Annotated in this window: 12 protein-coding genes and 1 riboswitch; all 12 genes read right to left on the bottom strand. The window is 71.0% G+C overall.

Features of this window, described 5'->3' with window-relative positions; all coding sequences use genetic code 11:
* Window positions 1-114: 114 nt before the first annotated feature.
* Entirely contained in the window at window positions 115-987 is an 873-nt protein-coding gene (locus TMO_RS16755) for a TIGR01459 family HAD-type hydrolase (RefSeq protein ID WP_014746841.1), read from the bottom strand.
* A 63-nt stretch (window positions 988-1,050) separates the two neighbouring features.
* Complete coding sequence (locus TMO_RS16760) at window positions 1,051-2,340, bottom strand: EAL domain-containing protein (RefSeq protein ID WP_014746842.1); 1,290 nt, start codon at window positions 2,338-2,340, stop codon at window positions 1,051-1,053.
* Window positions 2,309-3,391 carry a quinone-dependent dihydroorotate dehydrogenase gene (locus TMO_RS16765; RefSeq protein ID WP_014746843.1) on the bottom strand — a complete coding sequence of 361 codons (1,083 nt, stop codon included), beginning with the start codon at window positions 3,389-3,391 and terminating at the stop codon, window positions 2,309-2,311. The genes TMO_RS16760 and TMO_RS16765 overlap by 32 nt, the downstream gene beginning before the upstream one ends.
* Complete coding sequence (locus tag TMO_RS16770) at window positions 3,388-3,789, bottom strand: DUF952 domain-containing protein (RefSeq protein WP_014746844.1); 402 nt, start codon at window positions 3,787-3,789, stop codon at window positions 3,388-3,390. Before TMO_RS16770 ends, TMO_RS16765 begins: the two co-directional genes overlap by 4 nt.
* A 55-nt stretch (window positions 3,790-3,844) precedes the next feature.
* Window positions 3,845-5,131: an acetylornithine deacetylase gene (argE, locus tag TMO_RS16775; protein WP_014746845.1), complete on the bottom strand. Its 1,287-nt coding sequence runs from the start codon at window positions 5,129-5,131 to the stop codon at window positions 3,845-3,847.
* A 149-nt stretch (window positions 5,132-5,280) separates the two neighbouring features.
* Entirely contained in the window at window positions 5,281-6,732 is a 1,452-nt protein-coding gene (locus TMO_RS16780) for a TrkH family potassium uptake protein (protein WP_014746846.1), read from the bottom strand.
* A 234-nt stretch (window positions 6,733-6,966) separates the two neighbouring features.
* Window positions 6,967-7,602, bottom strand: a complete 636-nt coding sequence (gene folE, locus TMO_RS16785; RefSeq protein ID WP_051045408.1) for a GTP cyclohydrolase I FolE — start codon at window positions 7,600-7,602, stop codon at window positions 6,967-6,969.
* 364 nt (window positions 7,603-7,966) lie between these two features.
* Complete coding sequence (gene apaG / locus TMO_RS16790) at window positions 7,967-8,374, bottom strand: Co2+/Mg2+ efflux protein ApaG (RefSeq protein WP_014746848.1); 408 nt, start codon at window positions 8,372-8,374, stop codon at window positions 7,967-7,969.
* A 161-nt stretch (window positions 8,375-8,535) separates the two neighbouring features.
* Entirely contained in the window at window positions 8,536-9,816 is a 1,281-nt protein-coding gene (gene metZ, locus TMO_RS16795) for an O-succinylhomoserine sulfhydrylase (RefSeq protein ID WP_014746849.1), read from the bottom strand.
* A 56-nt stretch (window positions 9,817-9,872) separates the two neighbouring features.
* Window positions 9,873-9,952: riboswitch (SAM riboswitch) on the bottom strand.
* A 69-nt stretch (window positions 9,953-10,021) separates the two neighbouring features.
* Complete coding sequence (locus TMO_RS16800; protein WP_014746850.1) at window positions 10,022-10,672, bottom strand: ATP-binding cassette domain-containing protein; 651 nt, start codon at window positions 10,670-10,672, stop codon at window positions 10,022-10,024.
* A complete protein-coding gene (locus TMO_RS16805; RefSeq protein ID WP_014746851.1) occupies window positions 10,669-12,399 on the bottom strand; it encodes an inner membrane ABC transporter permease protein YnjC in 1,731 nt (576 codons plus the stop codon). The genes TMO_RS16800 and TMO_RS16805 overlap by 4 nt, the downstream gene beginning before the upstream one ends.
* 7 nt (window positions 12,400-12,406) lie before the next feature.
* Window positions 12,407-13,684, bottom strand: coding sequence for an ABC transporter substrate-binding protein (locus TMO_RS16810; RefSeq protein ID WP_041605060.1), 1,278 nt, complete (start codon window positions 13,682-13,684; stop codon window positions 12,407-12,409).
* Between the last annotated feature and the right edge of the window lie 81 nt (window positions 13,685-13,765).

Consider the following 13,765-nt stretch of genomic DNA (forward strand, 5'->3'; position numbering starts at 1 on the left):
GGCCGCTCCGGTCCGGTCGCCGCGGATGTGATGCACATCACCCTATATCAGGATGGCGTCGATCGCGAGACGGTGCGTCGTCGTGGCGCGGCTGCCCCCGGGCTACGGCGTCCGTCAGCGCGTCCAGACGAAGGCCGGCAGCATGGCGGTGGGCATGAAGCCCTCTTCGGCGCAGACCCGTTCGGCCCGGCCTGCGTCGGGCAGGTCGCCATGGGCCAGGCCCAGCTTCTCGGCCATGATGCCGCCGGCGATAAAATAGCCCGGGATGCCGAAGCCGGTGGCCCCCTGGATATCGGTATGGGGGCCGTCGCCGACGGCGGCCACCCGCTCGCGCGGCAGGTCCAGAATGGTCAGGCAGCGCTCGTAGACCGAGGCATAGGGCTTGCCGAACGAGATCACCTTGCCGCCGAGCCGCTCATAGGCCTCGGCCATCACGCCCGCGCAGGGAAACCGCGAGCCGTCGATGCGCACGATCACCATGTCCGGATTGGCGCAGATCATCGGCAGACCGCGGGCGGCCGCCGCTTCCAGCGCCGGCATCAGCGGTTCCAGCCGCGGATCCTCGTCGTCGAAGCCGGTGTTGAGCACCAGATCGGCCCCGGCGGCATCGTCGACGTCGACGAAGGGCAGGTCGTCGAGCAGGCCGGCATCGCGCGGCGGACCCAGATGCAGCACCCGCCGGCCGATCTCCCCCGCCGCCAGCATGGCGGCTGCGGCATCGCGCGCGGTTTCGCCCGACGACACCACCCCGTCATAGAGGCCGCGATCGACGCCGAAACGGTCCAGCTGCTCGATCACCCGCGAGGCCCGCCGGGGCGCATTGGTCAGGAACACGATCCGCCGGCCGGTTTCGCGCAGCCGGGTCAGGCAGTCGACGGCGCCGGGATAGAGCTGGCGGCCGTCATGGATCACGCCCCAGAGGTCGAGGATGAAACCGTCATGGGCGGGGGCGATGGCGGCGACGCCATCATATACGGTCATGGACATGGGAAGGGCGGATCCGTTCTCGGAGCGGAAGAAGGCAGCGGCGGAAGAGGGGAAGGGCCCGGTTCAGCCCAGGCGCCGCGGTTCGCCGAACAGATAGCCCGCACCGTATTCGATGCCAAGGTCCAAGAGGTCGATCAGCCGCTGCTCGTCGTCGATATGGTCGACCACCACCCGGATGCTGCGGGCGCGCAGCTCGCGCAGCAGGTCGCGGAAGGCGGCCGCCCCGTCGGGCGTGCGGGCGCCGGCCAACGCCACCGCGGCCGGGATCTTCACATAGGCGAGCAGCCGGCCGCGGGCGAGGATATCGGTGCTCATCCGCTTGGGGTCGACCCCGTCGGCCAGGAAGCGGCAGCCCAACCGTGTCAGCCGCTGCAGCGCCTCGATCTGCGGATCGCCGAGCGCCATCCAGGTCGTGGCCGGGGCGGCGACGATCACCGAGGACGGCACCCCCGCATCCTCGGCCAGATAATCGGCCAGATCCTCGTGCACCAGCGGGTCGGCCAGGCCGTGGCCGGTGACATAGGCCACCACCGGCAGGTTCGGCTCCCCCGCCCTGGGCCGACGGCCGACGCGCAGTGCGCGCAGCAGAAGATGGTTGTCCAGCCGCTGGGCCAGCCCCGGCACCTTCGCCCGGTCCTCCACCACATCCAGGCCGATCACACGGCCGTCGGGGCCGTGGACCACGGCGCGGGCCTCGACCAGCGCCGGGCGCCGGCTGGGCAGGCGGACGATGGAGGTCACCATCACGTCGATCGCCCCGGCACCGACCGCGGCATCCAGCACCGCTTCGGGGTCGAGCGGCGGCATCGGCGGCGGCGGGCGCGTGTCGGCAGGGCCGGCCTGGGCCGTGGCCCGGGCGGTCGCGGTGGCGCGGGCGGGCCCCGTCGCCGGCTCGCGCCGGTTGCGGGCCAGTTCGGGCAGCAGGCGCTGCAGGCTGCGCAGCTCGTCGACCAGATCGCCCGACTGGCCGCCGCTCTCGATCCGGGCGACCCGGTCCGACAGCGCGCGAAGGTCGATGGCCAGCTGCATCCGCTCCCGCTTTTCGACCGCAAGCCGGGAGAGCAGGGCGACGACCAGATGGGCCAGCGCCAGGCCGCCCGAGGCCGCCGCCCAGACGATCAGCCGGAACAGCACGCCTTCGGCGGGGATCAGGGCGGCGGGCAGCAGACCCACGGCGGCATAGCCGGCCATGTACAGCCGGTCGCGCCGGTCGAGCGCGAAGGGCTCCACCGGCGGCGGCACCGGCCGGCCGGTTACGTCGACGGCATCGACATCCCCCAGGACATCGTCCTCGACCAGGTCTTCGGGGGCGATCCGTGGTTCACGCCGCCCGGCCGACGATCTCCCCAACATCCCTTACCCCCTCGGCGGCGATGCGCCGGTTCAGGCCTTCGACGATCCGCCCGACCAGCCCCGGCCCCTCATAGACCAGCGCCGAATAGAGCTGGAGCAGGTCGGCGCCGGCCGCAAGCCGGTCCCAGGCATCGTCGGCGGTCTCGATCCCGCCGACGCCGATGATCGGCATGGTGCCGTCCAGCGCCCGGAACACCTCGCGGGTCAGCGCCAGGGCCCGGGCCTTCAGCGGCCGCCCCGACAGGCCGCCGGTCTGGCCGCGATGGGGGCTTTGCAGCGTGTCCGGCCGGGCGATGGTGGTGTTGGCGACCACCATGCCGTCGATCCCGGCATCGCGGGCGGCATCCACCGTGTCGGCCAGGCCCGCCTCGTCCAGATCGGGGGCGATCTTGACCAGGATCGGCGGCCGTGCCTTGCCGGCGATCCCCTGGTCGCGCGCCGCCTTCAGGCCGCCGAGCAGGCCCGAGAGATGCGCCCGCCCCTGCAGGTCGCGCAGCCCCGGCGTGTTGGGCGACGAGACGTTCACCACCACCGCGTCGACCAGCGGCCCCAGCTTCGCGAGCCCTGCGGTATAATCGGCCAGCGCATCCTCGCTGGTCTTGTTCTTGCCCAGATTGGCGAAGACCGGGCCGGTCGCCCGCCGGTGCGGGGCGCGGGCGGCCAGCCGGCCGGCCACCACGTCCAGCCCGTCATTGTTGAAGCCCATGCGGTTGATCACCGCCCGGTCCTCGGTCAGCCGGAACAGCCGCGGCCGGTCGTTGCCGGGCTGGGGCCTGGGCGTCACGCCGCCGATCTCGATGAAGGCGAAGCCATAGCCGAACAGCGCATCCACGGCGACCGCGTTCTTGTCGTAGCCGGCGGCAAGGCCCAGCGGATGGGCGAAATCCAGCCCCCAGAGCCGGCGGCCGAGCGCCGGTACCGGCCGGGCCGGGTGCGGCGGCACGACCAGCCGGGCAAGTCCGCTGGTCAGGCCGAACAGCGACAGGCCGTGGGCACGTTCCGGATCCAGGCGGTAGACGAGCGGCGCAAGCCGCCCCCAGGCATCGCTCATGCCCCCGCTCCGTCGGCCCCGGCATGGGCGGGGAAGATATGCAGCCCGTCAGGGCCCAGCGGCAGCGGGTCGGTGCGCACCACCGCCACCGACGGCAGCGGCCCGTAGATATGCGGGAACAGCTGCCCCCCCCGGGACGGTTCCCAGCGCAGCAGCGCGCCCAGCCGGCGGACGTCGATCGTCAGCAGCAGCAGGTCGTCACGGCCCTTCAGATGCAGCCGGGCGGTTTCGGCCAGCTGACCGGCGGTGGAACAGTGGATGAAACCGTCGGTCTCGCACAGCCGGCCGCCCCGATAGGCACCCGGATTTGCCGCCGCCCAGCGTGCCGCCTCGGCGAAATGGAAGATCCAGCCCTTGTCCTCGCCCGCCTGGGCGGGCCGGTCGGTGATGTCGCTCATCGGTCGTCTCCCGCCATGGTCTCTCCCCGTCGCATGGTCTCCGCCGCCCGGATCGTCATGCAATCCGCGCCGCAAGGCGCCTGTCCAGCCCGTCGACCAGCCAGCCGTCCAGCTTGTCCAGGAAGGTGATGCACTGGTCCAGCTGTTCGCGGGCGACGAATTCGTCCGCCCGATGGGCCTGGTCGATGCTGCCCGGCCCGCAGACCACCACCGGTACGCCGGCGCGCTGGAAAATGCCGGCCTCGGTGGCGAAGGCCACCACATGGGTGCGGTTGCTGCCGGTCAGCGCCAGCGCCATCGCCTCGGCCGGGCTGTCGGCCTCGGGCGTCAGCGGCTCGACGTTCACGTCCACCACCGTGGTCACGCCGGCCTCGTCCGACACCGCCTTCAGCCGCGGCAGCACTTCGGTCTCCACCCGCGCATCCAGGCGGCGGACGATGTCGTCGATCGAATGACCGGGCATCAGCCGGGCCGACCAGTCCAGCTCGGCATCGCGGGGGATGATGTTGACGGCGGTGCCGCCCCGCACCATCACCGCGGTGACGGTGGTATAGGGCGGCTCGAAACCGCTGTCGGGCTGGCCGATCCCGGCATATTCGGCCTCCAGCTCCTCAAGGAAGCCGGTGATGCGGGCCGCGGCCGAAATCGCATTGGCACCCAGATGCGGCTGCGAACTGTGTGCCTCCACCCCGGTCACCCGGGTGCGGCACAGGCAGACGCCCTTATGCGCCGTCACCACCCGCATCGAGGTCGGCTCCCCCACAACCGCCAGCCGCGGCCGGGCGGCAAGGCCCCGGATGTGGCGGGCAAGGTCGGGGGCGCCCATGCAGGCGACTTCTTCGTCATAGGTGAAGGCGAAATGCACCGGGTCGGTCAGCGGCAGGGCCGCCCAGTCGGGCAGCTTGGCCAGCACGCAGGCGATGAAGCCCTTCATGTCGCAGGTGCCGCGCCCCAGCATCAGCCCGCCGCGTTCGGTCAGCCGGAACGGGTTGGTCGTCCAGGGCTGGCCGTCCACCGGCACCACGTCGGTATGGCCGGCCAGCATGACGCCGCCCCGGCCGTCGGGGCCGAGGGTCGCGAAGATGTTCGCCTTGGTGCCGTCGGCCGAGGGAATGCGCTCGTGCCGCACCCCATAGAGATCCAGCCAGCTTTCGACGAAGGCGATCAGCGGCAGGTTGCTGTAGCGGCTGGTGGTATCGAAGGCGATCAGCCGCGCCAGCAGCGCATCGCGCCGGGCGGTAGCCGTCGGCAGGGCGGCGATCAGGGCCGCGGCTTCGGCATCCGGTACCGCCGGGTCGGCCGCCGGGCCGATCCGGCCGGCGAGGTCAATCGAGGCGTCCATGGCAGACGGCGACCTTCAGGGAGGGAGGCTGACAGAGAAGGAAGCTGGCAGAGAGGGCGGCCATCACGGCGACATGTGCACCTGCGAAGACCGTTCCGGTTTCTCAAACCGTAAACAGGTCCGGGCTCCGGCGCAACGGAGGCGCAGGGTCACCCCCGCCAGTAGGCGCGGGTGAACAGGACCAGCACGGTGAACAGCTCCAGCCGGCCGAGCAGCATGGCGAAGGCCAGAACCGTCAGCACAGGGTCGGTCATGGTGGCATAATTGCCGGCGGGGCCGATGATCGGCCCAAGCCCGGGGCCGACATTGGCCAGCGCCTGGGAAACCGCGGTGGCGGCGGTGATGAAGTCCACCCCCAGCAGCGCCACCACGATCGAGAGCACCACGAAGACCGCGAAGAAGACGGTGGTGAAGCTCAAGACCGACAGCAGAATGGCTTCGGGCACCGGCCGGCGGTTGTAGGTGGGGACGATCACCGCATTCGGGTGGACCAGCTGGCGGAGATGGCGCCGGGCCGCCGTCACCAGGATCACGAAGCGGAAGACCTTGATGCCGCCCGAGGTGGAGCCGGTGCAGCCGCCGACCAGGATCAGCCAGAAAAACACCGCGAAGGGGAACGTGCCCCACAGATTGTAGTCGGCCGTGGCAAAGCCCGTGGTGGTGATGACCGAGACCACGTTGAACAGCGACACACGCAGCGCCTGCAGGGGCGCCACATGTTCATGCAGCACCAGCCACAGGCTGAGCGTCACGGTCCAGACCAGGATGGCGAGGAAGAAGGCCCGGACCTGGGTGTCGCGCCACAGCGCATCGCGATCCTGGCCGAGCACCCGTATGTAGAGCACGAAGGGCAGGGCGCCACCGATCATGAACACCACGATGATCATCTCGATCAGCGGGCTGTCGAAATGGCCGATCGAGGCGTCGGAGGTGGAGAAGCCGCCGGTGGAGACGGTCGCCATGGCATGGACCAGCGCTTCGAACCCGGTCATGCCCGCGGCCCAGAGCAAAGCCATGCAGGCCAGCGTCATCACCACATAGACCCGGCCGAAGGCCGCGGCCAGCTGGGCGGCCCGCGGCACGATCTTTTCCGAATTGTCCGAGCTTTCGGTCCGGAACAGCTGCATGCCGCCGATGCGGAGCATGGGCATGATCGCGACCGAGGTGACGATGATGCCGATGCCGCCCAGCCAGTGCAGCATGCCGCGCCAGATCAACACCCCGGGCGGGGCGGTGTCCAGGCCCGACAGCACCGTCGATCCGGTGGTGGTCAGCCCCGACATGGATTCGAAGAACGCGCCCGCATAGGTGATATGGGGCGATGCGAACAGCAGCGGCAGCGCCGCGAAGGCCGCCACCGACAGCCAGGAAAGCGTGGTGGTCAGAAAGGCATGGCGCAGGCTGAGCGAGGTTGGGTGCGCGGTGCGCGTGGTCAGCACCAGACTGACGCCGGCGAAGATGGTCACCAGCGACGACACCACGAAGACCGACCAGTCGGGACTGGCCGCCACGGCATCAAAGGCCGCCGGGACCAGCATGGTGGCGCCCAGCAGTGCCAGCAGCACGCCGATGATGAACAGCACCGGCTTGACGTCGATCACGGCCGCGGACCCCCGAGCAGTGCGGCGCCCCTGATCAGGCGCACGGAACCCAAGCCGCACCCCCGATCGGGCATGCGGCGCCGCCCGCGATGATCAGGGAAAGCGTCGCAGCTGTCCACGCCCGAGGTGACGCCACCGTCAGGGAAGGTTCCGTCAAACACGACACCCCTGCCCATCCGTGAACAGGCAGGGGTGTCTCGATAGCCGGGTTGAGGGCAATGCCCCGCGCCGTTGTCAGAACCCGGCCGGATTGCCGATCAGGGTCAGGAATTCGCGGCGCAGCGTCGGGTTGTGGCGGAATTCGCCCAGCATCCGGCTGGTCACCATGCTCACCCCCGGCTTGTGAACGCCGCGGGTGCTCATGCACTGGTGTTCGGCCTCGATCACCACGGCCACGCCCTTGGGCTGCAGCACTTCCTCGATCGCATTGGCGATCTGCGAGGTCAGCTTCTCCTGGATCTGCAGGCGCTTCGAGAAGGCCTCCACCACGCGGGCGAGCTTGGAGATGCCCACAACGCGGCTGCGCGGCAGATAGGCCACATGGGCGACGCCGATGATCGGCACCATGTGATGCTCGCAATAGCTCTCGATCCGGATGCCACGCAAAGCGACGACCTCGTCATAGCCGTCGGTCTCTTCGAAGGTCCGCTGCAGGATCTCGACCGGATCCTGAACATAGCCCGCGAAGAATTCTTCGTAAGACCGCACCACGCGGTCGGGCGTGGACAGCAGGCCCTCGCGGTCCGGGTCGTCGCCCGCCCAGCGGATCAGGGTCCGCACGGCGGCTTCCGCCTCGGCGCGGCTGGGACGGCCTTCGGGGGCAGCGGCCTTCGGCGCCTCGGATGCGCCGACCTCTGCCGGGCCTCCCATTCTCACGGCCACGACGTTTTCACGTGTCATCTGACGTGCAACTCCCAGGGTGCGGCCGGCAGGTGCGCAGCGGGCCCACGCGAACGGCGGGGGACGGCGCATCGGGCTTCCGGCCGTGTGCGGATTCCGTTTCGTCTACGCAAGCCCTCGATCGATGGATCACCGCGATGGCACGCGTATCGCGACGGAGCCGCGATGGTGTGGGCCGGTGAACCGCGATACGGCGGATCATCCTGCCCACGATCCGAAGCACATATCAACCCTTGATTGCTGATTATGCGCTCGACGTAACTCTGACTATAGGTTTCGGCGCAGGCACCTGCAAGCGCGGGCCACAAGGCCCGGCCCATCGCTCCGGACCTGATCAGTTGATCGTGTGTGTGGCATGAGGGCTGTCCAGCGAGAAGGTCGGGATCTGGACCTCGAAGGTCTCGCCGCCCGCGCTCTCCATCTGATAGCTGCCGCCCATGATGCCCGAGGGCGTGGTGAGCGGCGCGCCGCTGGTGTATTCGAAGCTCTCGCCCGGCGCCAGCACCGGCTGTTCGCCGACAACACCCGCACCGCGAACCTCCTGCAGCCGGCCCAGGCCGTCGATGATCCGCCAGTGGCGGGCACGCAGCTGCACCGTTTCGTCGCCGTGGTTCTCGATCCGGATGCGATAGGCGAAGACGAACTGCCCGTCCTCGGGCGAGGACTGGTCGTCGACGTAGAACGGGCGCACCGCCACCATGATCGAGCGGGTGGTCGCGCTGTATTCGTGGTCCGCCGCCATGGGTCCTACCTGCTGCAACGTGGATCGACGGGCCCGGAAGGGGCCCGGACAGGGAATATCGCGACCCATGCAACCGATTTCCAGGGCGGAGCGCAAGCGGTGATGCCCCCAAGATGTCGGGACGGGGTGTCCCGACACCCGTTTCAGGGGCAGCAATGGCCTCAGGCGGCGTCGAGTGCCGCCGCCAGATCGGCCGCCAGATCCTCGACATCCTCAAGCCCGATCGACACCCGGACCAGGCCGTCGCCGATGCCCACCGCCGCCCGCACCTCGGCCGGCAGCCGCTGATGGGTGGTGGTGGCGGGATGGGTCGCCAGCGTCTTGGCGTCGCCCAGATTGTTGGAGATGTCGGCAATCTCCAGCCGGTTCAGGAAGCGGAAGGCCGCTTCCTTGCCACCCTTGAAATCGAAGGCCAGCAGCGTGCCGCCGCCCGCCATCTGCCGCCGGGCCAGATCATGCCCGGGATGGGAGGCAAGCCCCGGATAGACCAGCCGGTTGAGGGCGGGATGGCCCTCGAAACGGCGGGCGAGGGTGGTGGCGCTGCGGGTCTGTTCCCGCACCCTGAGCGGCAGCGTCTCCAGCCCCTTCAGCAGCACCCAGGCGTTGAAGGCGCTGAGGGTCGGGCCGGTATGGCGCAGGAAGTCGCGCAGCGCCCCGTCGCAGAACGCCTCGCTGGCCAGGATCGCCCCGCCCAGCACCCGGCCCTGGCCGTCGATATGCTTGGTGGCCGAATAGACCACCACATCGGCGCCCAGCGCCATCGGCTTCTGCAGGATCGGGGTCGCGAAGACGTTGTCGACCACCAGCGTCGCGCCATGGGCATGGGCGATCTCGGCCACTGCCGCGAGATCGATCAGCTCCAGCTGCGGATTGGACGGCGTCTCCAGGAAGAACAGCTTGGTCTCGGGGCGCACCGCCGCCGCCCAGGCGTCGAGATCGGCACCGCGCACGAAGCTGGTGGTGATGCCGAAGCGCGGCAGCAGTTCGGCCAGGATGTACTGGCAGGATCCGAACAGCGCCTCGGCCGCCACGATATGGTCGCCGGCGCGAAGCTGGCAGATCAGCGCATTCCACACCGCCGACATGCCCGAAGCGGTCGCCCGGCAGGCCTCGGCACCCTCCAGCGCCGCCAGGCGGGCCTCGAAGGTCCGCACCGTCGGGTTGCCGTAGCGGCTGTAGACGAAGCCCGGCTCTTCGCCGCGGAACCGCGCCTCGGCGCGGGCGGCGTCGTCATAGACATAGCCCGAATTCAGGAACAGCGCCTCGGCGGTCTCGCCATGGGGGCTGCGGTCCAGCCCGGCGCGTACCGCCAGTGTCGCAAGCCCGCGTGTTGCAGCTCCGCGCTCTGCCGCGGCTTCCGTTCCGGCCGCTGCAGCAGTGGCCTTCCACAATCCGTCGCCACAGCCCGCGTCGACGTCCGTCCGGTCTTCGGTATCCCGCATGGTCTTCGGCCCATAAAAAAACCCGGCCTCTGGCCGGGTCTGCGCGTGAAGGGTTCGGTGCGCGGCCCCCGACCTTTTAGCGGCGTGATTAACGTGGTCCGCAAGCCGGCCGGCCCAAATCCCCACGATCGCCGCACAGGCCCTGCCCGGCGGTGCGAGAGGCACGATACGCCCGCCCGCCACGGAGGGTCAAGTGCCGATCATGTCAGGAAAATTCCCCATCCGGCGCGTGGAGATGCAGGATCGGCCCGCCCGCCTCGGCGGCCTCGTCGGGATCATGGGTCACGATCAGCGCCGGCACGCCACGCCGCCGCAGGCGGTCGAAGACCAGCGCCCTCAGGCGCGCGGCCAGCGGCCGGTCCAGTCGGGCGAAGGGTTCGTCCATCAGCACCGCCCGGGGATCCGCCATCAGCATGCGCATCAGCGCCACCCGCGCCCGCTGACCGCCCGACAGGGTCGCCGGATGTCGCCCGCCCAGCCCGTCCAGCCCGGCCTCGGCCAGCGCCGCGGCGATCCGGTCCCGCCGCGCCGCCCGGCCCAGCCCGGCGGGCAGGCCGAATCCGATATTGGCGGCCACCGTCAGATGCGGAAACAGCAGGTCGTCCTGCATCATCAGCCCCACCCGGCGCCGCTCGGGCGGCAGGTCGTCGATCGGCCTTCCGTCCAGAAGGATGCGGCCGCGCATGGCCACGATCGGGTCGGCGATGCCGGCGATCACCGCGAGCAGGGTCGATTTGCCGATGCCCGACGGCCCCAGCACCGCCCCGATCACCCCGGGCGGCACGCCGAGGTTGAGCGGCCCCACCAGCCGGCGGCCGCCGATCGCCACCGCCACTTCCTCAAGCGCCAGGCTCATCGGCGCCTCCGGCCGCCGGCCGGCTCGGGGATCAGGCTCGCCAGCAGAAAGCCCGCCGCCGGCAGCAGGGCCAGCAGCAGGGCCGCCGCCGCCGCCGCACGACGGTCCAGCCCGGCCGCAGCCGCCACCGCTTCGGTCGCCAGCAGCGGGATCCGGCCGCCACCGATCATCACCGCCGGCAGATACTGCGCCACCCCGGCCGAAAAACCGATCGCCGCCGCCACCGCCAGCGGCCGTGCGGTCAGCGGCAGCATCACCGCCGCCCAGGCGCCGAAGCCGCTGCGGCCCAGGCTGCGGGCCAGCCGGCGCGGCCGCGGATCGGTCCGGCGATAGCTTTCGCGCAGCGCCAGAAAGACATAGGGAAACACCGTCGCCAGATGGCACCAGACCAGGGCAAGCCCGGTACCGTCCAGGCCAAGCCGCAGCACGGGGCCCTGCAACCCGGCCAGAAACGCCGCCGGCGGCAGCAGCAGCGGCAGATAGATCAGCGCGTCGCCGGCGTCGTGGGCAGGGCGGCTGGCGGCAGGGCGGCTGGCGGCAGGGCGGCTGGCCCGGCCTTCCAGCAGCAGCAGGGCCAGCGGCACCGCGATGATCACCGGCAGCAGGGCATAGAGCGCGCTTGCCCCCGCCGCAGGGGCCAGACCGGCCGCCATGCCCGTCAGCCGCGCCGTCGACCAGCCGGCGGGCAGCGGGTCGGGGAAGCGCCAGACCGCGGCCCCGGCCCAGAAGACCAGCGTCACCACGGCCAGCACCGCCATCACCAGCACCAGCAGCCCCAGCCCGGCGGCAAGGCGGGAGGCAAAGGGCGCCAGCGGCCGGCGGGGGCGGACGGTCAGCCGGTCAGCCCCGCCGCACCGCACCAGCCGTTCGATGCAAAGCCCGGCCAGGATCACCCCGACCGCCAGAACCAGCTGAAGCAGGGCGGCCGCGGCACCGGCCGCCGCGCGGGCCGGATCGGGATCGAACAGCAGCGACAGGCTGCGCGCCGCCAGCACCGGCGGCAGGCTGGGCCCCAGCACCAGCGCCATGTCGACCGTGCCGAGGCCATAGACCGCCACCGCCGCGACCGGCAGGCGCAGCAGCGGCCAGATCTGCGGCGCCACCACCCGCCACCAGGCGCTGGCGGCCGGCCAGCCCAGGCTGCGGGCGCGGTCGAGGGCGGCGCGCGCGCCCACCCGTTCCTGCGCCGCGATGGTCAGCGCCAGCAGGAAGGGCATCTCTTTCACCACCAGCCCTGCGATCAGCGACAGCCCCCAGGCATCGCCGGGCAGCGGCAGATCGGGCGGCAGCGCCCGCCCGTCGGCGCGCGTATAGACCCAGCCGCCCGCCAGGCGGAACAGCAGCCCCGTGGGCGCGATCAGGAAGGCGAGCCCCACCGCCACGGCGGCATGGGGGGCAGCCACCAGGACAAGGGCAAGCCGCTCGGTCGCCCCGGCCCGGCCCGGGCGTGCCGCGACCAGGGCCGCGATCGCCCCGGCAAGCGCCGTCGAGATCAGGGTCGCCGCCACCGCCACCAGAACCGAGGTCAGGATCGATCGTCCGATGCCCGGCTCGGCCGCCAGCAGCCGCCAGGCGGACAGCGGGGCCGCGGCGACCGCCCCGACCAGCCCGCCCGCCAGCGGCGGTGCCAGCACCACGGCCGCGATCCAGGGGGCGGCGGCCAGCAGCGGCGACCGCGCGGGCGGCGCCGCCGGCCGCCAGTCTCCGGCACCCGGCTGCCCGGTCACGCCCGGCTCAACCGGCCAGATAGCGCCGCGCCCATTCAGCCTCCAGCCAGTCGGTCCAGCTGGGATGCGGCTCGGGGATGGCGGGGCCCAGCTCCTCTTCGCTCGGCCAGGCGGGGCCCAGATCGATGTCTCGGAACACCGCCCGGTCCTCTGCCGACAGTCGCCCGGCCGTGAGCACGGTCATGTCGCCCCAGATCAACGGATCCAGCTTGGCGGCCTGAACCTCGGGCGAGATCAGCATGTTGGCGAAGACCATCGCCCCCGCCTTGGCATCGGCATTGGCGGGAATGGCGATGAAATGGGCATTGGCGATGCTGCCGCCCGACCAGCCGATCACCCGGGTAGAGGCCGGCATCAGCCCCGAGGCGATGGCCGAGGCCGCCTGGCCCGGGTGGAAGGTGAAACCCAGATCCACCGCGCCATCGGCCTGCATCCGCTCCAGCGCCGGGCCGTTGGGCGGGAAGGCCCGCCCCTCGCGCCACATCGCCGGCCGGATCCGGTCGAGCCAGGCCCACAGCGGCGCGGTCAGGCCCGGCGCCTTGGCCGGATCCGCCGGCCGTGCCAGAGCGGGCCGTTTTTCCTTGGGCAGCAGCATGATCAGCATCTGCTTCAGAAAGGCGCTGCCGATGAAATCCGGCGGTGCGGGATAGGTGAAGCGGCCGGGATGGGCCTCGATCCAGTCGGCCAGGGCGGCGGGGCTGCGCGGCGGCTCGGGCGTCACCGCCCGGTCGTAGACCAGGCCGAACTGCGACAGCCCCCAGGGCACCTCGTAGCCGTCGACCGGCAATGACCCGTCGCGGGCAAGTGCCGGATTGGCCCCCAGATCGATGAAGCGCGCATTGGGCAGCCGGTCGAGCATCGGCCCCCAGAGCAGATCCGCCGTGCGTAGCGCCGCGAAATTCTCGCCATTGATCCAGATGAGATCGACCGAACCGCCCTCGGTCTTGCGCCCCGCCGCCGCCTCGGCCTTGATCCGGGCCACCGCCTCGGCGGTGTCGGCCAGCTTCACAAGCTCGACGACGACATCGCAGCAGCCCTCGGTCTCGGCCGCCACGCGTTCGATGAATTCGTTGATGTCGGGATCACCGCCCCAGGCATTGAAACGCACGGTCTGGCCGCGGGCCTCGTCCAGCACCGCCTGCCAGTCGGTCTGCGCCCGCAGCTGGGCCCCCTGGGGCTTCGGTGCCGGCTGCTGCTGCGAAGCGGTGGTGGTCTCCGCAGACAACGCCGCTGTACTGACCACGATCTGTGCCGTGGCACCCAGCACCGCCAGAGCCGCAGTCATCCTCCGTATCCGCGTCCAGACCATCATGCGTCGGCATCCTCATTCCAGGCTGTCGGATGCTCCAGCATATGACGGATCGCA

This window comes from Tistrella mobilis KA081020-065, from assembly GCF_000264455.2.
GTDB classification, from domain to species: domain Bacteria; phylum Pseudomonadota; class Alphaproteobacteria; order Tistrellales; family Tistrellaceae; genus Tistrella; species Tistrella mobilis.

Excerpts from the sequence above, each read along its gene's own strand:
- TMO_RS16755 (WP_014746841.1), bottom strand. The coding sequence starts at position 987 with ATGTCCATGACCGTATATGATGGCGTCGCCGCCATCGCCCCCGCCCAT.
- TMO_RS16760 (WP_014746842.1), bottom strand. The coding sequence starts at position 2,340 with ATGTTGGGGAGATCGTCGGCCGGGCGGCGTGAACCACGGATCGCCCCC.
- TMO_RS16765 (WP_014746843.1), bottom strand. The coding sequence starts at position 3,391 with ATGAGCGATGCCTGGGGGCGGCTTGCGCCGCTCGTCTACCGCCTGGAT.
- TMO_RS16770 (WP_014746844.1), bottom strand. The coding sequence starts at position 3,789 with ATGAGCGACATCACCGACCGGCCCGCCCAGGCGGGCGAGGACAAGGGC.
- argE (WP_014746845.1), bottom strand. The coding sequence starts at position 5,131 with ATGGACGCCTCGATTGACCTCGCCGGCCGGATCGGCCCGGCGGCCGAC.
- folE (WP_051045408.1), bottom strand. The coding sequence starts at position 7,602 with ATGGGAGGCCCGGCAGAGGTCGGCGCATCCGAGGCGCCGAAGGCCGCT.
- apaG (WP_014746848.1), bottom strand. The coding sequence starts at position 8,374 with ATGGCGGCGGACCACGAATACAGCGCGACCACCCGCTCGATCATGGTG.
- metZ (WP_014746849.1), bottom strand. The coding sequence starts at position 9,816 with ATGCGGGATACCGAAGACCGGACGGACGTCGACGCGGGCTGTGGCGAC.
- TMO_RS16800 (WP_014746850.1), bottom strand. The coding sequence starts at position 10,672 with ATGAGCCTGGCGCTTGAGGAAGTGGCGGTGGCGATCGGCGGCCGCCGG.
- TMO_RS16810 (WP_041605060.1), bottom strand. The coding sequence starts at position 13,684 with ATGACTGCGGCTCTGGCGGTGCTGGGTGCCACGGCACAGATCGTGGTC.